Origin of the sequence: Paenarthrobacter sp. C1, from assembly GCF_049315185.1 — a bacterium.
GTDB classification, from domain to species: domain Bacteria; phylum Actinomycetota; class Actinomycetes; order Actinomycetales; family Micrococcaceae; genus Arthrobacter; species Arthrobacter nicotinovorans.
This window is the reverse complement of record NZ_CP186052.1, coordinates 3,794,369-3,815,307: the sequence shown is the minus strand read 5'-3', so window position 1 is coordinate 3,815,307 and position 20,939 is coordinate 3,794,369. Positions and strand designations below refer to the sequence as shown.

Here is a 20,939-nt window from a genome sequence, read left to right as displayed (position 1 = left end):
ACAAGAATGTGACTTGTACCATAAATACCAAACAAGAAAACGCTTTCTCAGTCTTTCCATCGCATCAGGATCAACGAAGATCGGAGACATCAGTGCCCGTACATCCAGAGGGTGAAGCAGTCGCCCCCGCAGCAGCAACGTCAACAGGAGGACCCTTGGTGGCCAAGGCCAAACGCACCAAGCGCAAGCTCCGTGCCTCTGCCCTGATCGCCGCTACGGCCGCCGCGGTCCTTGCACTTACCGCCTGTGGCGGAGGTTCGGAACCCAAGAGTGCCGACGGCAAAGTGGAGCTCCGCTTCTCCTGGTGGGGTGGAGACAAGAGGGCCCAGCTGACGCAGGAAGCCATCAAGGCGTTCGAAGCCGAGAACCCCAACATCACCGTCAAGGCTGAGTTTGGCGACTGGTCCGGATACTGGGACAAGCTCGCGACGCAGGTCGCTGCCAACGACGCTCCGGACATCATTCAGATGGACGAAAAGTACATCACCGAATACTCCACCCGAGGCGCCTTGCTCGACCTCTCCAAGTACGACATCGATACCTCCAAACTCGATGAAGCTGCGCTGAACGCAGGCAAGGGCGAGAAGGGCCTCACGGGCATCGCGGCCGGCATCAATGCAGCGACAATTCTCGCGAACCCGGCAGTCTTCCAGGCAGCCGGCGTCCAACTCCCGGACGACAAGACCTGGACGTGGGAAGACTTCGAGCGCATTGCCGCCGAAGTGACCGCCAAGTCTCCCAAGGGCACTTACGGTGCCGCAGCCTACGGCACGGACGAGGCTTCGCTCGGGGTCTGGCTGCGACAGAACGGCAAGTCGCTCTACACCCAGGACGGCAAGCTTGGCTTCGAGCCCAATGACATCAAGGGCTACTGGGAATTCCTCAAGGAGATGAGCGAGAAGAAGGCAGTCCCGTCGGCGTCGGAAATCGTTGAAGCGGAAGCTGCGCCGCTCGACCAGAGCGGGCTGGCAACCGGCAAGAACGGTATGGCGTTCTGGTGGTCCAACCAGCTCCCCGCCCTTGAGAAGGCAGCGGGCGGCGAACTCCAGATCCTCCGGTTCCCGTCCAAGACGGGCAAGGCTGACGATGCCGGGCTTTGGTATAAGGCCTCACAGTTCTGGTCGGCGTCCTCACGGACCAAGCACCCTGAAGAAGCCGCCAAGTTCATCGACTTCCTGACCAACAACGTCAAGGCCGGCGAGATCCTCCTCGCTGACCGCGGCGTCTACCCGAACTCCGAGGTCCGGGAGGCTATCGCGCCCAAGCTGGCCAAGGCAGACGTCAAGGTGGTTGACTTCATCAGCGCCATCAAGGACGAGCTCGGTGATGCGCCGGCGGCTCCGCCGAAGGGTGCAGGTGCCATCCAGGAAATCATCAAGCGCTACACCTCGGAAGTCATGTTCGACAGGCTTTCGGCAGAAGAAGCAGGCAAGAAGGCAGTGGACGAAATGAAGTCCGCCATCAGTTAGCAACGTCGCAGCAGGAACCGTGCCCCGGGCTGATCATTCGTGATCCGTCCGGGGCACGATCTTTTGCGTGCCGGTCAGCTTTCGGCGATGACTGCGACGTCGCCGGCGGGAACCACTCCACTGAAGCGGGCCCCGCTGAGGAGGTCCTCGCCGTCGGCCTTGACGGTGGCGTCCTCGGTGCTGTGGTTGATGGCAAACAGGAAGGTCCGGCCGTCGTCGGACCGCCGGCGTGACAGCTCGACGCCGACGGAGGCCTCGGTCACCGGCCTCACCCCGGCTTCTTCAACCAGTCGTGCGGTCAGCGCTTCAATCCCGGCGGCGTCCGGGAGGGTGGCGAGGTACCACGCCGATCCCGTCCCGACGCTGCGCCGGGTCAGTGCCGGAACGCCCTCCAGCGGGTAGCCGGTGAACGTCGCCTCCACGTGTGTCGCCGGTTCCGCGTGGACGTGTTCGCTCCAGACCGAAGCGTCAGTGCCGTCGCTCAGGGTGATGGTGGTGCCGGGGAACAGCGGGTGGAATTCCTCGCTGCGGATTCCCAGGAGATCCCGGAAAGCGCCGGGGTAGCCACCCAGGCGCACATGGTCCCTCTCGTCCACGATGCCGCTGAAGTAGCTGATGAGGACAGTGGCTCCACCTGCCGCGGCTGCGGCGATGGAAGCTGCTGCCGCATCTGTCACGGAGTACAACGTGCACACCAGGATCAGCTCGTAGCCGGACAAATCGGCGCCGGGATGGACGAAGTAGGTGCTGATTCCCTGCAGGTAGAGTGCCCGGTGGAAGGCCCGCATGGTGTCCAGATACTTCAGCGAATTGCTCGGATGCGAGTCCAGTTCCGAAGCCCACCAGGCCTCGTAGTCGAACACGATCGCCACCTTGGAGTCCACCCGTGAACCCTTGACCGGTTCCAGTTTGGACAGGGCTTCTCCGAGCTCCACGACGTTCCGCCACACCTGGGTTTCGCGTCCGCCATGGGGGACCATGGCGGAGTGGAACTTCTCTGATCCGGCTTTGCTTTGCCGCCACTGGAAGAACATGACGGCGTCAGCGCCGCGGGCCACGTGGCTGAGTGAGTTGCGCAGCATTTCGCCGGGCATTTTGGGCTGGTTGTGCGGCTGCCAGTTGACCGCTGATGTCGAGTGCTCCATCAGGATCCAGGGCGCACCGCCTGCCACGGCGCGGGTGAGATCGGCACTGAAGGCCAGTTCGATGTGGCGCTCGGGGTCGGCGGCCACCAGGTAGTGGTCGTTTGCCACGACGTCCATGTCTTTGGACCAGTCGAAGTAGTCCAGTGACTTGGTAGCGCTGGACACCATGAAGTTGGTGGTGGCCGGAATGTCAGGTGTGACCTCCCGGATGACTGCCAGCAGTTCGCGGTAGTAGTCGATGAACACCCACGAATTGAACCGGGCAAAATCAAGTTGCTGCCCTGGGTTCAGGGTGGTGGGGGCGGCACCTGGCGGGATGATCTCGTCAAAGGACGCGTAGTGCTGGGACCAGAAGGCCGTTCCCCACGATTCGTTGAGTTCTTCAATGGAGCCGTACCGCCGCTCGAGCCAGGCCCGGAACGCGGCGGCGTCCTCTTCGCCGTGGAACTCGCCCACATGGCAGCCGAGTTCATTGTCGACGTGCCAGAGGGCCAGGGCCGGGTGGTCTTTATAGCGTTCGGCGATGACCCTCGTCATGGTGGTGGCGTACCTGCGGTACACGGCGGACGACGGCGTGTAGTGGCGTCGGGAGCCCCTCTCAAGTCTGGTTCCTTCCGCCGTGACGGGCAGGATTTCGGGGTACTTGCGGGCCAGCCATGCCGGCGGTGATGCGGTAGCTGTGGCCAGGGCAACCTTGATGCCGGCTCCGTGGAGGTTGTCCATGACATCGTCCAGCCAGGCGAAATCGTAGTTGCCCTCGGTGGGTTCAAGCAGGCCCCAGGAGAAGATCCCGACGCTGAGGAGGGTGACGCCCGCTTCCTTCATAAGTCCGATGTCTTCCAAACGGACGTCCTCGGGCCACTGTTCCGGGTTGTAGTCACCGCCGTAAGCGATGCCGTCCAGGCTGCTCCACACGTCGGGGCGGTGGGGTGTTTCGGGGGAGGTCATGGGGACTCCTTGCTCGGGTTGCCGGATTTGGATGGAAGCTGTGTGTGGAAATGGGCGAAACCCACTGTCTTTGGAAAACGCTTGCCCAGATGGTCCATTGAGGATATTGTATCGATTCAGAACGAGTGTAAGCGAGATCACTGCCACGTTGCAGAAACTCGGAAAGCTTGCACCAACTGAGCAAGGAGGCTCTCATGATCGACAGAAGGAAATTCCTCACCACGGTGGCTCTCGGCACTGCATCTGCCGCGTTCCTCTCCGCTTGTGGCCAGTCGTCGTCGTCCAGCGGACAGACCGGTTCCGCGGACAACCCCGTCACCATCACCTACACCTGGTGGGGCAACGACGACCGTGCCGAACGTACCCGCAAGGCCATTGCGTTGTTTGAGTCCAAGAACCCGGACATCAAGGTCAACGGCAACTTCTCGGACTTCGCGGGCTACTGGCAGAAGCGTGCTACGGAGGCCGCCGGCGGTGGCCTGCCGGACGTGATGCAGTGGGACCTGTCCTATCTGCGCGATTACGGGCAGCGGAACCAGCTCCTGGACCTGGGCACCGTAAAGATCAACACGGACGCCTTTGAGAAGTCCCTCCTTCCGTCGGGCCAGATCCGCGGCAAGACCTACGGCATCCCCACCAGCACCAACGCCTTCGCGGTGTACTACGACCCCGCCAAGCTCGCTTCACTGGGCATTGCGGAGCCGGACGGTTCCTGGAACTACAAGGAATTCAACGCGTTCCTGGCTGAGGTTGGCGCCAAGGGTAACGGCACACTGTTCGGCGGCACCGACTACACGGGCATCTGGTGGAACTTCAACATCTGGCTGCGGCAGAACAACATCAAGGCCTTCACCGACGAAGGCAAACTCGGTTTCTCCAAAGACGACCTGAAGAAGTGGTGGAACCTCACCGCGGACCTGCGCGGTACCGGTGCGATTGTGGGCGAAGACAAGGCCACCCAGCTGCTGCCCAAGTCTCCGTTCGGTTCGAATGTCACCGCTACCGAAGTCACCTGGGACAACTTCATGGCCGGGTACCTCGCGGACAGCGGCGCCAAGGAACTCAAGCTGGTGCCGGTCCCATCGGATGATCCGGACAACCTGGGCCTGTTCCTCAAGCCGTCCATGTTGATGGTGGCAAGCGCGAAGACCAAGTACAAGGACGCTGCTGCACGCTTCATCGACTTCATGGTCAACGATCCCGAGGTCGGCCAGATCTTCAAGACCTCCCGCGGTGTACCGGCGTCGAAGACCCAGCGCGACGGAACCACCTTCGAAGGCACCGACAAGCTCGTGGTCGATTACGAGAAGTCCATCGAGAAGTACCTCAAGGACGCACCGGAGCCGCCCATCGTTGGGTTCGGCACCCTCGAGTCCACGTTCAAGCGGGTCACCCAGGACCTGAACTACGGAAAGCTCACCGTGGACGGCGCAGTGGATGCGTGGTTCAAGGAAGCCGAAGACCTCATCAAGCAGAACGCCTGATCCAGACCTTCCGTGTCTGATCCTGGCTTCCCAACTGACGGACTGATCTCGTGACTCAAAGCCCAACCCTGAGCAGGCGCACCGCCTCCGCTCCCTCGCAGCCGCGCAAGTCGCGGCGGCGCGGGGCGGACGCCCGCGCCGGCTACACCTTCCTGCTGCCCTGGCTGCTGGGATTCATCGCCTTGACCGTAGGGCCGATGATTTCCTCGCTGTACCTTTCCTTCACCAACTACAACCTCTTTGATGCCCCCAAATGGATCGGCCTCGATAACTACACCACCCTCTTCCAGGACGAACGCTTCCTGCAGTCGGTAGGTGTGACCCTGCAATACGTTGTCTTCGGTACCCCGCTGAAGCTCGCGGCGGCGTTGGCCATCGCGATGCTGCTCAACAGCAAACGCAAGGGCCAGGGTTTCTACCGGTCCGCGTTCTACGCCCCGTCCCTGATCGGCGCATCGGTGTCCATCGCAATCGTCTGGAAGGCCATGTTCGGCGATTCCGGCCCCGTGGACCAGGGACTGTCCTTCTTCGGAATCAACCTCGGTGGCTGGGTGGGCAACCCCAACATGACCATGGGCATGATGATCCTGCTGACCGTGTGGCAGTTCGGCGCCCCCATGGTGATCTTCCTCGCCGGTCTCAAGCAGATCCCCACGGACCTTTACGAAGCAGCGTCAATGGACGGTGCCGGACCGGTCCGGAAGTTCCTGAACATCACCTGGCCCATGCTGTCCCCGGTGATTTTCTTCAACCTCCTGATGGAAACCATCCACGCGTTCCAGATCTTCGCCTCGGCCTACATCATCTCCAACGGTGAAGGCGGCCCGGCAGGATCCACCCTCTTCTATACCCTTTACCTGTACTTGCGCGGTTTCTCCGATTTCCGGATGGGTTACGCCTCGGCGATGGCCTGGCTCCTTGTGATCGTGGTCGGCATCATCACGCTGATCTTCTTCAAGACCTCCAAGTCCTGGGTCCACTACAGCGGTGATTCAAAATGACAACCACGGCAACGCCCATCCAATCCACGCCAAGCACTCCGGCGCCGGCCTACAACCCGAAGTCCGAATCCGTCATGGCCAAGCGGATCAAGAGCGCCATCTTCCACATTATTGCCCTGGCACTGGTGGCCATGGTTCTCTACCCTGCCCTGTGGATGATCACTTCCGCCTTCAAACCGAACTCCGAAATCGGCGGCGCGAACAACGCGTTGTGGTCGAACAACTTCAGCTTCGACAACTTCGCCACGGCCATGGAAGGCATCGGCGGGGTCTCCACACTGACGTTCTTCACCAACTCGCTGATCCTGGCCGTCGGCGCCGTGGTTGGAACGGTCCTTTCAGCGTCCATCTCCGCCTACGCCTTCGCCCGGATCAACTTCCCCGGCCGCGGACTGTTCTTCGGCATGATGATCGCCACCCTGCTACTGCCTTTCCACGTGGTGATCATTCCGCAGTACATCGTGTTCCAGCAGCTGGGCCTCGTAGACACCTACGTGCCCTTGCTGATCGGCAAGTTCCTGGCAGCGGATGCGTTCTTCGTGTTCCTCATGGTCCAGTTCATGCGCGGACTGCCGGCCGAACTGGACGAAGCAGCGCGCATTGACGGCGCAGGACACGTCCGCATCTTCGGTTCCATCATGCTCCCGCTCATGAAACCGGCCCTGATTTCCACGTCGATCTTCTCCTTCATCTGGAGCTGGAACGACTTCCTGGGGCCGCTGCTCTACTTGAACACACCCGAGAAGTACCCGCTGCCGTTGGCATTGCGGCTCTTTGTGGACCAGACCCAGTCATCGGACTACGGAGCGATGATCGCCATGTCGGTCCTGGCCCTCCTGCCCGTGCTGGTCTTCTTCCTGGTCTTCCAGCGCTACATCGTCGAAGGCGTTTCAACACAAGGCCTCAAGGGCTAGGGGAGAGACAGAAATGAGCACCATGGACGCCACTGGCAAGTCCTCGCCGAAGCCCGGGATTCCGGTCAACCGCTTCGCCCTCTTCGCCGAGACCATCCTGGCGGGAGTCATCGTGCTCCTCCTGTCCATCCCCTTGGTGACGGCGCCGGCTGCCTACGCGGCCGGCGTCGCACACCTGGAGAGGCACCTCAGCGGCAGGGACGATTCGCTCCGCAGCCTGTGGGGGAATTTCCGCCGTGCGCTGCCCGGCAGCTGGAAGATCGGAGCCACGACGGCGGCAGCCGCCGTCGTTCTCGTCCTGAACCTGCTGCTCGCCCTGGTGGGCCAACTGCCCGGCCGGGCAGTCATCCTGCCCGCCACGCTGATCCTGGCTGCGGCCGGCGCCGTGCTGTTCCTTCGGATCGTCGCGAATTGGAGCGGGGGAGTGACCTGGGACGGCGACGCCGACCGGCACCCCGCCGACGTCCCCGGACCACAGCGCTGGGCTGCTGCCTACTCCAGCGCCAAGGCTGATTCGCTCCGTGACTGGAGCGGCTCACTGCTGCTGCTCGCGTCCGTGTTCATGGCAGTGGTGTTCGTCTGGATGTTGCAAGCCTTGTTCGTCATTGTCCCCGGAACCCTGGTCCTGGCCGCTGCGGCCGTCAAAATCCGCTCCCACCACTAGGAGTTTTTGTACAGCTGATGCCCTTAAGAAGCCTTCTTAAAGGCATCAGCTGTACAAAAACTCCCCACCGACCCAGCTGAATCGAGCAGACCCCCAGTGTCGCCGCGCCCCTTTCCACCGCGCCTTTTTCCACGTCGATCCACCCCCACTCAGCTTGCAAGCCCACGGGCCCGCTCGGTCGAGACCTGGCACTATCCGTTGCGGCACCACAACTACCGGATCTTTGTGGCCCTCTCATTAGTGGGCAGCGGCGGGGTCTGGATGCAGCGTTTGGCGCAGGACTGGCTGGTTCTCCAGCTCACGGGCAGCCCGGCCGCCGTGGGTCTTGCCGTCGCGCTCCAATTCTTGCCCATGCTGGTGGTGGGCCCGGTCAGCGGTGTCCTGGTGGACCTATTCCCCAAACGCCGCATTCTCGTTATTTGCCAATCGGTGGCCGCTGCCCTGGCTGCCGGGCTCGCTGTCTGGAACGCGATGGGAGGCAGCGACGTCTGGGTTGTGTACGCCGCGTGCATCGCACTGGGAGTAACCAGCGCCATTGACGGCCCCGCACGGCAGGTTTTCGTCAACGAAGTAGTGGGCGACGCCGGGTTGCCGGCGGCCATCGGACTGAACAGCGCCATCGGCCAACTGGGGGCCATGGCCGGACCCGCGCTGGCAGGCGTTGTCATTGCCCAGGCAGGCCCGGCGGCGGCGTTCGCGGCCAATGCCTGCCTTGGCGTAGCGGTCCTGGTGATGATCGCAGCCATCAGGCCCGGGGAACTCCATCACTCGCCGGTGGTGCCGGATCCTACGGCCCGAAAAGGCCGGGTATTGGCTGGATTCCACTTCGTCCGTGCCCGCCCACGACTCCTCCTCACCATGCTGCTGGCAGGCTTGCTGGGTGCCTTCGGAATGAACGGTCCTGTGGTTCTGGCCGCCTTCGCCGACCGGGTCTGGCACAGCGGTCCCGCGGGCTTCGGTTTGTTCAACACCGTCAGTGCCCTCGGCGCGTTGGCCGGGGCGCTGGTGGCTACCCGGATCAAGCGCTTTGGCCGGAAAGGAATCGTGGCCAGCGCAGGCCTTTTTGGGTTGACACAAGCGATCGCCGCCGTGATGCCAACGCAGGAATGGTTCGTGGCCATGCTCGTGGTGGTTGGCTTCATGACGCTCGTCTTCCTCACCAGCGCGGCCACTGCCGTGCAGCTTGAGGCCGGCGCGCATGTCCGGGGCCGGGTCCTGGCGCTCTACTTTCCGCTGCTACTGGGTGGCCATGCGTTGGGCGGGCTGCTGGCGGGGTGGCTCACCGAAGACTTCGGCGTGCGGACCGGTCTGGTGGTGACCGGTGCCCTGGGCATGGCTTCCGCCGTGGTCATTGGCCTCCTGATGTGGGGCTCAGGGCGTCGTCGCGTCCAGCCGTAACCAAGTCCTCGATCTCCCGTGGATCCAGCAAGCCGTCACTGATCCAGACGGAGTTGGTCCGCGTCAGCGTCTCACCGGCAGCCAACTCGACGGACTCATCCCAAGCCAGAGCCGAGCCAACGGCCGGGTAGCCCCCGCACCTGACGAACCATGGGTCCGCCGACTCCCGGGGTGCGGCGAACACCAAGGTGGCAGGGCCGGCGTCGAACTCTCCCGCCCAGGCCAACCAGGGCGAAACCGAGCCGTGCACGGCGGATTCGCCGTCGGCTGTGGAGGAAAAGACGCGCGGCGAGGCGTTTGCCGGAAGCCGCCAAAAGAATCCGCCGTAGCCGCTGCCGGGGGCACCATGCGATCCCGGGCTCCCCAGCGAGGCGTCGACGACGGCGGTGAGCCGGGTCCGGATGTCCAGTCGCCACGTGCGGGCGGTGATGGAGGTCCGTTCGAAGGTCCGGCGTTCCTGGAGGAGGAGGCTGCCGTCCGAACCGAACCAGTCGAGGTCCAATGCGGTGTGGTCGGCAGCGCGGGCAGCAGCGGCGATCTCGATCCGGCCGTGGTCCATCAGGTCCACGTACTTTCCGGCGCTCCGCCGGTAGCTTCGACCTCCCCAGAAATTGCTCCCGTTGACGTCCTGCAGAGCGAAACCAGCCCCCAGGTGCCAGACGTGGTCCGACGGAAGATGGTCCGTCACCACTGTCCCGGACGGGGTGCTGACGGGGTGCAGGTAGGGGCGGGGCGAGAGCCAGGATTCGAGGCCGCTCCCGTTCCGAAGGACGGTGTCGGACGGTCCGTTCGCGAACAGCGGTTCGGTGTTCGTCGTTGCCTGTCGTGCCCAGGGTAGGCCCAATTCGGCGAAGGTTGCGTGGGCATGCGTCGCACGTTCCACGGCGTCCTGGATGCCCGGAATCACCGCATGGGCCTGCTGGCCTGTACCCACCCACTCCACGAAGTCCGGCGAGATCGGCTGGGGCGGTTCCGCAGTGCGGATGGCTTCCACAACACGCATGAACGCACCGCTGTGCTGGAGTGGACTGATCAGCGGTACGCCGGTGGCCAGGTGCTCTATCAGGTTCCCGGTGAGGTCGTCGCGCCGGAAGACACGGCTGCTTTCGCCCGCCTCCGTGGTGACGGCCACGCGGTCCTCGGTGTAGTGGAAGACAGCTGTTCCATTAGTGCCCTGCAGCGTGATGTATGGTTCCACTGATTCGGCCGAGCAGAGGGTGAGGGCGCAGGTTATCGGTAGGCCGCCGAGGGTCCGGAGGCGGATCACGGAGGTGTCGTCGGCTTCAATGTCGTTCGCGCGGTACAGGTCGGTTTCCACCGAGGCCAGGTCATGTGGTTCGCGTGCCCCGGCGATGCGCAGGGCCGTCGCGATCGCATGGGCCAAGGGGTTGGTAGCCACGCCGTCCACCACGTCGACGCCATCCAGGCTGCGCTTTCCGGCCCAGCGCGAGCGTTTGTAGTAGGCCCGGTCCCGGACCCAACGCCCGGTCGCCGTGATTCCCTTGAGGGTGCCAATGCCGGGGAAGTCCGCCGTGGAGTTGCCGACCGCCAGTTGTTCCAGTGCGGCCAGGGCGTGCGAGCCAAGGCTTTGGAACCCCACCTGGACACTCCGGCCGGTGGCGGATGCCGCTTCCTGGAGCCGCAGGAAATCCGCCATGGACGCCACAGGGGGCTTTTCCAGGTAGAGGTCCGCATGGGAGGCCAGTACGGACAGTGCCAGGGGTGCGTGGGTCTGGATGGGTGTTGCCACGATGATGATGTCCGGGCGGTGGTCCGCGGCAAGCAGTTCATCCAGTGTGCTGTGGACCGCCGTGGTACCCGGCAGGCCTCCTGCAGCAGGGGGATTGGGGTCTGCCACCGCAACAAGTTCCACCATTCCATCGGCGGCGAGCCGCTCAAGGTTGTGGAGGTGGTGAGTGCCGAATCCATGGACTCCTACCAAAGCAACCCGTGCCCGTACCGGCGTGGTTCCCGATGTGCTCTGCAAGGGCCTCGAACCCATGGCGGGCTCGAAAGATGGGGTGTCCATGGCTCTCCTCTGCTGGGGCTGCAACGAAGGCGCGTGACGTCGTCGTCGGAGTCTTTACGGTGTACTGTGCTGGCTAAGACTCTACTTAGCAAGCGCTTTCCAATGGTAGTTACAGATCAGTGTAGCGCGGTGTACGTAGAAATGTAACGATTCAAAATGACCGGCTTTGCCCTGTGGCGTCGCCCTCAAAACCATGACGTAGGATGTCCTCATGCCTCTCTTTGACCTCCCCCTCGAGCAACTCCGCGAGTACGTCTCACCAGCGCTCCCGCCGGCCGACCTGGATCAATTCTGGGACCGGACCATCGCCGAAGCCCGCACGGTTCCGCTCGATGCAGTGTTCGAACCGGTGGACAACTACCTCAGCGTGATCGACACGTTCGATGTCACGTTCTCCGGCTTCGGGGGAGACCGGATCAGAGGCTGGCTGCACGTGCCCGCCCACCTTGAGGCCGGGCAGCAGCTACCCGTAGTGGTGGAATACATCGGCTACTCGGGCGGTCGCGGCCTGGTCAACCAGAACACCCGCTGGGCGCAGGCCGGCTATGCGCACTTCATCATGGACACCCGAGGGCAGGGCTACGGCGGTGTCGCCGGGGATACCCCGGATCCCCACCCGTCAGCCGGCGAGGTCAACTATGCGGGCCTGATGACCCGCGGTGCCGACCACCAGGACAACTACTACTTCCGCCGGGTCTACGTCGACGCCTTCCGCGCGGTAGAGGCGGCACAGAACCATCCCGCCGTCGACCCTTCCGCGGTGGTCCTCACCGGCATAAGCCAAGGCGGCGGCATCACTGTGGCGGCTGCCGGGCTGACGGCCGGAAGGCTCGACGGCGTCATCGCCGCGCTGCCCGACGTCCCCTTCCTGCAGGACTTCCCGCGCGCCATCGACATCGCCCCGCGTGGTCCGTACCCGGAGATCGCCGGTTTCCTGGGCCGCCACCGCGACCGTTACGAGCCCATGCTGGCGGTGCTCAACTACTTCGACGGCGTCCACCTTGGCCGGGCGGCAAGCGTCCCGGCGCTGTTCTCAGCAGCCCAAATGGACGATATCTGCCCGCCGTCCACGGTATTCGCGAGCTACAACAACTACGGCGCTGATTCCCGGGCAAAGGGCAGCAGGCCCGCCAAGGACATCGAGGTGTACCGCTTCAACAACCATGAAGGCGGCCAGGAACACCACTGGATCAAGCAGTTGCAGTTCCTGCGCAAACTTTTGTCATCATGATGAACACGATTTGCCGGGTTTGATCGGGCGCGGTTATGGTGTGGCTATGACAAACCGTTGGTATGCGTATTTTTCGTTGGCTCTGGAGGGGCCCGCGTCTAACTGACACGCATCCAACTTTCCTTCAGAGCCAACAGGGCAGAGATGATTCTCTGCCCTTCGCCATATCCGGCGGGTTCTGAAAAGGGGCCCGCTCCGTATCCCGGACAGGACCCAGACATGACCAGCACCGCCCCCGAATCCATCGAAGCGCTCGATTCCGCAGCCGCTACGGACGCCGCGCAGCCCGCCACCTCCAACCTGCGGGTTGCCCGCTTCGAGCCCCTTCCGGCCCCGCAGGACCTCATCGCCGAATTGCCGCTGGACGCCCGCTCAGCAGCCGTCGTCGACCGTGGCCGTGACCAGGTCCGCGCCATCATGGACGGCGTCGACGACCGCCTGCTGGTGATCGTGGGACCCTGCTCCATCCACGATCCCAAAGCCGGACTTGAATACGCCCGCCGCTTGGTCAGCCAGGCCGAGAAGCACAAGGAAGACCTGCTGATCGTGATGCGTACGTACTTCGAAAAGCCGCGCACCACCGTCGGATGGAAGGGGCTCATCAACGATCCCCACCTGGACGGCAGCCACGACATCGCTGCAGGCCTTCGTGCCGCCCGCGGTTTCCTGAAGCAGGTCACCGCCCTGGGCCTGCCCACAGCCACCGAATTCCTGGAGCCCATCAGCCCGCAGTACATGGCTGACCTGGTCTCGTGGGGTGCCATCGGTGCCCGCACCACCGAGAGCCAAATCCACCGCCAGCTCGCCTCGGGCCTGTCCATGCCGATCGGCTTCAAGAACGGTACCGACGGCGACCTCCAGGTTGCCATCGACGCTTGCGGCGCCTCGGCCGCTGAACAGGCCTTCCTGGGAATCGACGACGACGGCCGGGCGGCCCTCGTGGCGACCTCCGGCAATCCGGACACGCACGTGATTCTCCGCGGCGGACGCAAGGGACCGAACTACTCGCAGGACGATGTAGCAGCGGCTTCCGCCAAACTGGCGGCCAAGGGACTCAACCCGCGCTTGATCGTTGATGCGAGCCATGCCAACAGCGGCAAGAGCCACCACCGCCAGGCAGAGGTTGCCCTGGAGATCGGAGCCCAGCTCGAAGCAGGTGCTTCCTCCCCGATTGCCGGCATCATGCTGGAGAGCTTCCTGGTGGGCGGTGCGCAGAACCTGGATGTTGCCAAGCAGTTGGCCGGTGAACAGGAGCTCGTGTACGGCCAGAGCGTTACTGATGCCTGCATGGAATGGGATGTCACCGCTTCGGTGCTGGAGCAGCTCGCGGCCTCAGCCCGGAAGCGCCGGGAAGTCTCGGGGGAGTAGTATCCCACTTCGTCGAAAGGCTTTCACATAGGCCCCATCAGCCTCTAGAGTATCTAGCACATGGTTGTTTGATGGCTCAGCATCGTCACACCGTTTCCTGGGGGTGTCCTAGTCGGCTGAGAGCAAAGGAATATGGGAAATGTCCGCGGAGACCAACTTCTCGAATGCGCGATTCATGACGGTGGCTGAAGTGGCCGACGTCTTGCGTGTTTCCAAAATGACCGTGTACCGCCTGGTCCACTCAGGGGAAATGCCGGCCGTCAGGTTTGGCCGCTCCTTCCGGGTCCCCGAAGAAGCCGTGGCCCAGTACCTCAAAGGTGCTGTGGTGGACGGACAATCCGAGACCGCCTGAGGCTGCCGGGGTCCGTCCAACGGACCGTGGTCATGGGGTACCCCTTTGAAGCGGTACTCTGTTAAGGAACGTTTTACGTCAATGTAAGAATCTGTCAGTTGTACTTGTCTGCTTCCGCGGATGTGTTCCAACAGACAGGAACTTCTAGTTTGTAAGGAACTTTCGTGGGTTCAGTTATTAAGAAGCGCCGCAAGCGTATGGCCAAGAAGAAGCACCGCAAGCTGCTTCGCAAGACTCGCCACCAGCGCCGCAATAAGAAGTAGAGATACTTCATCAAGCGTGAATGCCCGTTGCCTCTCGAGGTGGCGGGCATTTTTGCATCCCTGACGCTTGCTCACGTTCCGCGGGTTTGGGTGTGGCGCTTGCTCACGTTCCGTGGGTTTGGTGGTGATGCTTGCTCACGTTCCGTGGGTTTGGGTGTGACGCTTGCTCACGTTCCGCGGGTTTGGGTGCGGCGCTTGCTCACGTTCCGCGGGTTTGGGTGTGGCGCTTGCTCACGTTCCGTGGGTTTGGTGGTGATGCTTGCTCACGTCCGGGGCCGTGCGAAGCCGGAACGGACTGCGGGGTCTACCCATCCTTGCCGCAACGCCCTCTTTATCTGCCGGGTAGCCTTTGCGAAATTGTCTGCGAGGTCGTCCTTCCCGAAGATGAGAACCGTCCACCCGGCAGCCTCGAACGCTTTATCCCTGCGCCGATCGCTAAAGATCTGCTCCTCCGTGAGGTGATGGCCGCCGTCGTACTGGATAGCGATCCGACGCTCCCGGTAACCGAGGTCGGCAGAAGGAGAGAGGGGATCGGCCAGCCGGAGCCGAAGTTGCAGTTCGGGTTCCGGAAGACCGTCGTCAAGCATCGCGAGACGAAGCAGCGACTCGGGGGCTGAGTCAGCGCCTACCCGCATCAGGTCGATTGCTTCCCGAGCCCGCACAACACCTTGAAGGTTCTTGTGGAGCTCCACCATCGAGCGGAGGGAAGCAATGGTTGCAAACGCTGTGTCCCGTTGTTCAAATTCGGGCCTGGGTACGCGGATGAGTTGGTCTCCGACGCAGACGAGTTCCTTCAACGGCAATATGCGGGCCAAATCCAGCCAGGTCCGGGACCGGGTGCTGATCCAAAACCCTCGGACCAACTCGACCTCGCTCTCCGCCACTACGACGCTATGCCCGGAGACGCCCTTTCGCCGCACGGCCGGCAGATTTCGAGGCTTGCTCAGGTGCAGCTCATTGGAACCGGCGAGCCACGGAGGGAGCGGCAAGCCGTGCAGCCGGGCGGCAGTGACATGCGAAATCCAGGCGCCTGGACTCGCGACCGAGAGCGATCGGGCAGCTGCTTCAAGTTCGAAGTCCCAATCCGACGGCCGGTAGATACCTTTACTCACTGCTTCAATGCTGACGCGGTTCCAGAGATTGCGGTGCGCGAGACCGGCAGCCTTGGCCTCGTCAAGAGTGAACGGAGCGGATCCCAGTTGGGACGGAACGGGTTTCGGTATCTGCATACGGCATTGTTACCCGGATCCGGCTGTGAGCGCAGAAGTTATCCACAGGCGGGTCTGCCCTCATCCGGGGACGTGAGGGAGGGATTGGTTCAAGCCGTGGGGATGTGAGGGAGGGTTTGGTTCAAGCCGTGGGGATGTGAGGGAGGGTTTGGTTCAAGCCGTGGGGATGTGAGGGAGGGTTTGGTTCAAGCAGTGGGGATGTGAGGGAGGGTTTGGCGACGCTAGAGGCGGGGGCCGCGGAATCGTGAGAAGCCGCGCCACAGGCCGTAGATCGCCCCTCCGACGGTGGCGGCTTTGAGGCCGAGGGTTGCCGCGCGTCGGCCGGACCGGAAGTCGTATACGGGCCAGTTGTTGTCGCGGGCATGGCGTCGCAGCTTGGCGTCAGGATTGATGACGACGGGGTGCCCCACCATTGTCAAAAGCGGGATGTCGTTGGCGGAATCGCTGTAGGCCCAGCAGTGGTCCAGATCCAGGCCCTCCCGGTCGGCGACCAACTGCACGGCGACCGCCTTGGCCGGTCCGTGCAGGATGTCTCCGACCAATTTCCCCGTGTACATGCCCTCATGCACTTCACCCACGGTCCCCAATGCACCGGTGAGCCCGAGCCGGGTGGAAATTACGGTGGCAACCTCGATCGGCGTCGCCGTCACCAGCCAGACCTTACGGCCCACCCTGAGATGTTGCTCTGCGAGAGCCTTCGTTCCGGGCCAAATCCGGGACTCGATCATTTCGTCGTAGACCTCTTCGCCCAGGGCTTTGATGTCATCTACGGTGATGCCGGCCGCCAGGGTCAAGGCCGAGTCGCGAACGGCATGGACGTCCTCCATGTTCTCGCCGCGCATCACGAACTTAAATTGCTTCCAGGCGAACCCGGCCGCTTGCGGCAAGGTAAAGGCTTTGCGTTCATACATTTTGCGTGCGACGTGGAAGAGGCTCGCACCCTTCATCAACGTGTTGTCGACGTCGAAGAAAGCAGCTTCGCCGCTGTGCTTCTGCGCTTGGGCAGCAGCGGCAACGGCGACGTTCTTCTCCTCGGGCATGCCTTGAGTCTAGTCAATGGCGGGTACCCCGCGTTGAGGGCGCACTCGAAGGCCCTTACCTGTGGGGTGTGAGGGAGGGTTGGGTTGAAGGGGGTGGGGTGTGATGGAGGATCGCGGGGCGGTTACCGTTAATCACATGGCTACTCCCGACGTCGTCCTCCTCACCAAAGCTGACTGCCACCTCTGCACGGAGGCCCGCGCCGCCGTCGAACGCGTTACTGCGGGCCTCGGCTTGAGCTGGTCTGAACAGCGGATCGACGCCGACCCCCAACTTCAGGAGCGGTACGCGGACGAGATTCCGGTGGTGCTGGTGAACGGTGTCCAGCGCGATTTTTGGAAGATCGACGAGGCCCGGCTGACCCGCACCTTGAAGAAAGCCCTGGAGGGCTGAGGGTGGCCTTGCCCGTATGTAGCGGCTTTTGTTGAGTCCGGCCGGGGGTCATAGAGTGGAACAACAAAGCGACGCAATGGAGAATACCGTGACTGCGCTGGAACCGTCCGCGGAAGCACTATCCGGGGACAACGAACCTGCGGCAAAGCAGATCCCGCCCGCGGCTGTGGCCCGGATGACCCTCTATTTGCGTGCGCTGAACTCGCTCTTGGCCGAAGGAGTTGAGCGCGTCTCCTCCGAAGCGCTGGCCGAGGCGTCAGGCGTCAGTTCCTCCACGCTCCGCAAGGACCTCTCGTACGTAGGCTCGTATGGCACGCGCGGGGTCGGCTATGAAGTCCAGTACTTGAGCCGTCACATCGCCGCGGCGCTGGGTCTGACCCATGACTGGAAAGTCGCCATCGTCGGTGCCGGCAACCTCGGCAAGGCCCTGGCCCGGTATGGTGGCTTCGAGTCCAGGGGATTCGACGTCGTAGCCATCTTCGACGCGGACCCCATGGTGATAGGCAACGAGGTAGGGTGGCTGCGCGTCAGCGACTCAGCCGAACTTGAGCGGGTCCTGGAGCGAACCCACACGAACATGGTGGTGCTTGCCCTGCCGGCCACGGTGGCGCAGGCAGTGTGTGACCGGGTTATTGCTGCCGGCATCAGGAGCATCCTGAGCTTTGCTCCGGTGCTCCTGCAAGTTCCGCCGCACGTGAATCTGCGGAAAGTGGACATGGCCACGGAGCTGCAGATTCTTGCCTACCACGCACAACGGGCGCAGACCCCGGGCCAGGCTGTTTAGCCTTCGCCGGGTCCGCGCCCGTAGTGGTGTGTTTGGAACCCTGTCGCTTTAGCGTCCGGAGGGAGTCTGGTACGGGTTTCCGAACTGCGGTGTCTTGCGGAAGTACGGAGCCGACGCCGGCAGGTACAGCAGGACGATCGCTACGATTCCGAGCAGTGCTGAAAGCGTCGCCAGGCTGAGCGGCACGAGGGCAAAGATCGAGAGCGCGGCGAGGACCGTGCCGAGGATGCGAGCCCAGTTCTTGCCCTTGCGGACGTTGATGGCAACGAGTGCGTACAGGCCGGCACCAATGACACCGAGTGCAATCATGACGCCGACGATGAAGCCCTGGACGTCTTCAAAGCGGACATCCGCGGCGCCGCCGGCCGACATCTGGTCTTCGAACATGCTCCTGAAGGAGGGGTCGTTCAGTGCCGCCATGGAAATAAGGATGGAGATCAGCCAGATTGCGCCTGCGCCGACAATCAACCAGAAGGCGATGTTGACCATTTGCGGGACTGTGGCAGGACCCGGCTGCTGGCTCGGCCAGTTGGTGTCCTGACCGTACTGGGGCGCCTGGCCATAGGGCGAAGCGCCGGTCTGGCCGTACTGCGGGGCCGCTGGCGGCTGGGACTGCTGGCCGTACTGTGGTGCTGCAGGCTGGCCATATTGCGGAGCTGCCGGCGGTGGGGACTGCTGGCCGTACTGTGGTGCAGCGGGCTGCGTGCCCGGCTGCTCAGGCTGGTTGGAGTCGCCCGGGTTCGACTGCAGGTACGGCCGCCGGGATCAGCAAAGTGACCCTGCCCCCAGCGTGGTTCTGCTTCCACCGTACCCCCAGGGTCCCGCGCCGCTGCATACCACACGCAGGAATTTCAAGAGGGCAGGGAAAATCATCATGTTGGCGTACGTCTTCATGATGAAGGCCGCGGGAATCCCAGGGGATCCGGCCGCGGCCTTCATGCTCAGCAAGTGCTAAACGAAGTGTTTCTGCGATTCCGGGAGCCACATCATGATTGCTGCGGCAACAGCGGCCGCAGAACTGAGCAGCCCGAGGTTGAAAGTGATCAGGAGGAACAGCAGGGAGAAGACCGCGAAGCCGCCCAAAATGGAGAGGACCAGCCGGGCCCACCGGGCGCCCTCCTTCATGCGGATGGCGATGAAGGCGTAGACGGCGGCCATGATGATGCTGAAGACGAAGTTGAAGATCCCCGTCCCGATGGCCAGGGCTCCGAAGTAGTCGCGGTAGATGAAGATATTGGCGAAGTTGGCGATGACGCCCAGTGCCGCTGCGGCAATCCACAGCCAGTAGGACGTGGTGAGGGTCTTAGGGACGCCCGTGGTGTCACGGAATCTCTGGGCGATGTTGTTGAAGTCCAAACCGAAGACGTTCCGCGGAGGCGCGTTATAGCCGAGTCCGGCGGGCGGTGCGGGGTTCGGGCCGGCCGGTGCTGTGTAGGCGGGTTGTCCCGGCTGCTGGTAGGCAGGGGGAGGTTGGTAACCTTGCTGCCCTTGGTAGCCACCTGGCGGAACAGATCCGCTTTGGGGAGGCTGGTAACCGCCGGGAGGTTGGTAGCCCGCAGGAGGAACATTGCCTGGCTGCGGTGGCTGGGGGCCGGGCTGCTGTGGCTGAGGTGCTTCATCTGGGGTACTCATGGCATCACTGTAGACCGCAGGTTGAAGGTTGCATAGGAAATTCCGAGCCAACTCGCAGCTAAATACAGGGTGTTTGCCGAACAATGGCCGGGTGACTCATGTTTATGCGAAACGGCGCCCCTGCAGCGCGAAGCTGGGCAGGGACGCCGTCCGGGATGTTCTGGAATCAGGCTGCGGCTGGAGCGATGAACGCGAGTTCGAGGTTGATGACGACCTTGTCGCTGACCAAGACGCCACCGGCTTCGAGGACTGCGTTCCAGGTAAGGCCGAAGTCCTTGCGGCTGATGGTGGTTTCGCCCGAGACGCCTGCGCGGGTGTTGCCGAACGGGTCTACTGCAACGCCGTTGAATTCGGTCTCGATGGAGACCTCCTTGGTGACGCCCTTGATTGTGAGATCGCCCACGAGGTCGAAGCTGTTTCCGTTGGCCTTGACGTGGCGGGACACGAAGGTGATTTCCGGGAACTTCTCGACGTCGAAGAAGTCTTCGCCCTTGACGTGGCCATCGCGGTTGACATCGCCGGAGTCGAAGCTGGCGGTCTGGATGGTTGCGGAGACCTTGGAGTCCGTCAGGGTTTCGCCGACCTCCAAAGTGGCCGAAGCGTCCTTGAACTGGCCGCGGACCTTGCTGATGCCTGCGTGGCGGACGGTGAAGCCGATCTCGCTGTGGGAAGCGTCGAGGGTCCAGGTGCCGGTGGTGACGGAAGCGGGGAGGGTCATCATGGTTGTTGCTCCTATAGGTAGTGGAAGGTACTGCGTGCTTGCCCGGTTGAACCAATTGCTTGAAGCGTCAACCGAGCTTCGTGTCTAGTATAAACATGCATATGCATCTTTTATTCCAACTCCACGGAACATTTACGGAAAACTTTGAGTTCTACTTGCGGTAGAAGATTTCGGATCGCCCCGCTTCTTTGAGAAACTGGTAAACATGCCCCAAGCAACTGTCCATCTGCTTCGCCATGGCGAGGTCCACAATCCCGACGGCGTCCTCTACGGTCGCCTGCCGGAGTTCCACCTCTCCGAGCGTGGCCGGGAGATGGCCCGTATGCTGGCCGACCACTTTGTTGCCCGCGCCGCCGAGGGTGCGAAGATAGTCCATCTGGTGGCCTCTCCGTTGACGCGTGCCCAGGAGACGGCCATGCCGACGGCGGAAGCACTGAACCTCGAAATCACGGTCGAGCCGCGCATCATCGAAGCCGAGAACCACTTCCAGGGACTCCACCCCACCAAGAGCGAGTTCCTGAAGCCCAAGCACTGGTTCTACTTCCGGAATCCGATGCGGCCCTCCTGGGGCGAGCCGTACAAGGAGCAGGCAGCCCGCGTGCTGGCTGCAGTTGAGGATGCCCGCGTCAAGGCAATCGAACTTGGCGGGGACGGCGCCGAAGCCATCCTGGTCAGCCACCAGCTGCCGATCTGGTCGACACGGCTCACGGCTGAGGGCCGTCGCCTGGCGCACGATCCCCGCAAACGTGAATGCACTTTGACGTCGCTTACGTCCCTGACGCTCGACGACGACGGCCGGATTATCCGGGTTGAGTACAGCGAACCTGCCGCCGCGCTGCTTCCCGGTGCGGCCAGCACTCCGGGGGCATAGGAAGA

General features: G+C 62.9%; 20 protein-coding genes. 13 read left to right on the top strand and 7 right to left on the bottom strand.

Annotated features, from left to right (window positions below):
• Nucleotides 1-92 precede the first annotated feature (92 nt).
• Entirely contained in the window at nt 93-1,469 is a 1,377-nt protein-coding gene (locus tag ACNAOU_RS17800; RefSeq protein WP_055971174.1) for an ABC transporter substrate-binding protein, read from the top strand.
• Nucleotides 1,470-1,543: 74 nt separating this feature from the next.
• On the opposite strand, the gene ACNAOU_RS17795 is transcribed toward ACNAOU_RS17800, so the two are convergent.
• A complete protein-coding gene (locus tag ACNAOU_RS17795; protein ID WP_422757393.1) occupies nt 1,544-3,562 on the bottom strand; it encodes a beta-galactosidase in 2,019 nt (672 codons plus the stop codon).
• 194 nt (nt 3,563-3,756) lie between these two features.
• On the opposite strand from ACNAOU_RS17795, the gene ACNAOU_RS17790 reads away from it, so the two are divergent.
• From ACNAOU_RS17790 to ACNAOU_RS17770, 5 genes are all read left to right on the top strand, one after another.
• Complete coding sequence (locus tag ACNAOU_RS17790) at nt 3,757-5,046, top strand: ABC transporter substrate-binding protein (protein ID WP_018776992.1); 1,290 nt, start codon at nt 3,757-3,759, stop codon at nt 5,044-5,046.
• Nucleotides 5,047-5,096: 50 nt separating this feature from the next.
• Nucleotides 5,097-6,047 carry a carbohydrate ABC transporter permease gene (locus ACNAOU_RS17785; protein ID WP_354627068.1) on the top strand — a complete coding sequence of 317 codons (951 nt, stop codon included), beginning with the start codon at nt 5,097-5,099 and terminating at the stop codon, nt 6,045-6,047.
• Entirely contained in the window at nt 6,044-6,961 is a 918-nt protein-coding gene (locus ACNAOU_RS17780; RefSeq protein ID WP_018776990.1) for a carbohydrate ABC transporter permease, read from the top strand. Before ACNAOU_RS17785 ends, ACNAOU_RS17780 begins: the two co-directional genes overlap by 4 nt.
• A 13-nt stretch (nt 6,962-6,974) precedes the next feature.
• Complete coding sequence (locus ACNAOU_RS17775; RefSeq protein ID WP_422757392.1) at nt 6,975-7,625, top strand: Poxvirus protein I5; 651 nt, start codon at nt 6,975-6,977, stop codon at nt 7,623-7,625.
• Nucleotides 7,626-7,721: 96 nt separating this feature from the next.
• A complete protein-coding gene (locus ACNAOU_RS17770) occupies nt 7,722-9,023 on the top strand; it encodes an MFS transporter (protein WP_422757391.1) in 1,302 nt (433 codons plus the stop codon).
• On the opposite strand, the gene ACNAOU_RS17765 is transcribed toward ACNAOU_RS17770, so the two are convergent.
• Complete coding sequence (locus tag ACNAOU_RS17765) at nt 8,974-11,052, bottom strand: DUF6807 family protein (protein ID WP_422757390.1); 2,079 nt, start codon at nt 11,050-11,052, stop codon at nt 8,974-8,976. The genes ACNAOU_RS17770 and ACNAOU_RS17765 overlap by 50 nt on opposite strands.
• Nucleotides 11,053-11,263: 211 nt before the next feature.
• On the opposite strand from ACNAOU_RS17765, the gene ACNAOU_RS17760 reads away from it, so the two are divergent.
• From ACNAOU_RS17760 to ACNAOU_RS17745, 4 genes are all read left to right on the top strand, one after another.
• Complete coding sequence (locus ACNAOU_RS17760) at nt 11,264-12,283, top strand: acetylxylan esterase (protein ID WP_422757389.1); 1,020 nt, start codon at nt 11,264-11,266, stop codon at nt 12,281-12,283.
• A gap of 219 nt (nt 12,284-12,502) precedes the next feature.
• Nucleotides 12,503-13,651: a 3-deoxy-7-phosphoheptulonate synthase gene (locus ACNAOU_RS17755; protein ID WP_039242783.1), complete on the top strand. Its 1,149-nt coding sequence runs from the start codon at nt 12,503-12,505 to the stop codon at nt 13,649-13,651.
• A 139-nt stretch (nt 13,652-13,790) separates the two neighbouring features.
• Nucleotides 13,791-14,003, top strand: a complete 213-nt coding sequence (locus ACNAOU_RS17750) for a helix-turn-helix domain-containing protein (protein WP_017199160.1) — start codon at nt 13,791-13,793, stop codon at nt 14,001-14,003.
• A gap of 164 nt (nt 14,004-14,167) precedes the next feature.
• Nucleotides 14,168-14,266 carry a 30S ribosomal protein bS22 gene (locus tag ACNAOU_RS17745; RefSeq protein ID WP_003792170.1) on the top strand — a complete coding sequence of 33 codons (99 nt, stop codon included), beginning with the start codon at nt 14,168-14,170 and terminating at the stop codon, nt 14,264-14,266.
• A gap of 263 nt (nt 14,267-14,529) precedes the next feature.
• Here the strand turns inward: ACNAOU_RS17745 and ACNAOU_RS17740 are convergent, their stop codons facing one another.
• Together ACNAOU_RS17740 and ACNAOU_RS17735 are read right to left on the bottom strand one after the other, a co-directional pair.
• A complete protein-coding gene (locus ACNAOU_RS17740; protein WP_422757388.1) occupies nt 14,530-15,495 on the bottom strand; it encodes a DUF559 domain-containing protein in 966 nt (321 codons plus the stop codon).
• A gap of 221 nt (nt 15,496-15,716) precedes the next feature.
• Entirely contained in the window at nt 15,717-16,535 is an 819-nt protein-coding gene (locus tag ACNAOU_RS17735; RefSeq protein ID WP_018776983.1) for an HAD family hydrolase, read from the bottom strand.
• Nucleotides 16,536-16,671: 136 nt separating this feature from the next.
• Here ACNAOU_RS17735 and ACNAOU_RS17730 point away from each other — a divergent pair, with 136 nt between their 5' ends.
• Complete coding sequence (locus ACNAOU_RS17730) at nt 16,672-16,926, top strand: glutaredoxin family protein (protein ID WP_422757386.1); 255 nt, start codon at nt 16,672-16,674, stop codon at nt 16,924-16,926.
• A gap of 76 nt (nt 16,927-17,002) precedes the next feature.
• Nucleotides 17,003-17,710 carry a redox-sensing transcriptional repressor Rex gene (locus ACNAOU_RS17725; protein WP_039242779.1) on the top strand — a complete coding sequence of 236 codons (708 nt, stop codon included), beginning with the start codon at nt 17,003-17,005 and terminating at the stop codon, nt 17,708-17,710.
• A 48-nt stretch (nt 17,711-17,758) separates the two neighbouring features.
• Here the strand turns inward: ACNAOU_RS17725 and ACNAOU_RS17720 are convergent, their stop codons facing one another.
• The 3 genes from ACNAOU_RS17720 to ACNAOU_RS17710 all read right to left on the bottom strand — a co-directional run bounded on the left by ACNAOU_RS17720 (nt 17,759) and on the right by ACNAOU_RS17710 (nt 20,060).
• The gene (locus tag ACNAOU_RS17720; protein ID WP_422757385.1) at nt 17,759-18,199 is read right to left on the bottom strand and encodes a hypothetical protein; all 441 of its coding nucleotides are present in this window, start codon (nt 18,197-18,199) and stop codon (nt 17,759-17,761) included.
• Between the two features lie 462 nt (nt 18,200-18,661).
• The gene (locus ACNAOU_RS17715; protein ID WP_422757384.1) at nt 18,662-19,342 is read right to left on the bottom strand and encodes a hypothetical protein; all 681 of its coding nucleotides are present in this window, start codon (nt 19,340-19,342) and stop codon (nt 18,662-18,664) included.
• A 166-nt stretch (nt 19,343-19,508) separates the two neighbouring features.
• Nucleotides 19,509-20,060 carry a YceI family protein gene (locus tag ACNAOU_RS17710; RefSeq protein WP_026267054.1) on the bottom strand — a complete coding sequence of 184 codons (552 nt, stop codon included), beginning with the start codon at nt 20,058-20,060 and terminating at the stop codon, nt 19,509-19,511.
• 208 nt (nt 20,061-20,268) lie between these two features.
• Between ACNAOU_RS17710 and ACNAOU_RS17705 the strand changes: the two genes are divergently transcribed.
• Complete coding sequence (locus ACNAOU_RS17705; protein ID WP_026267053.1) at nt 20,269-20,934, top strand: histidine phosphatase family protein; 666 nt, start codon at nt 20,269-20,271, stop codon at nt 20,932-20,934.
• Nucleotides 20,935-20,939: the final 5 nt, after the last annotated feature.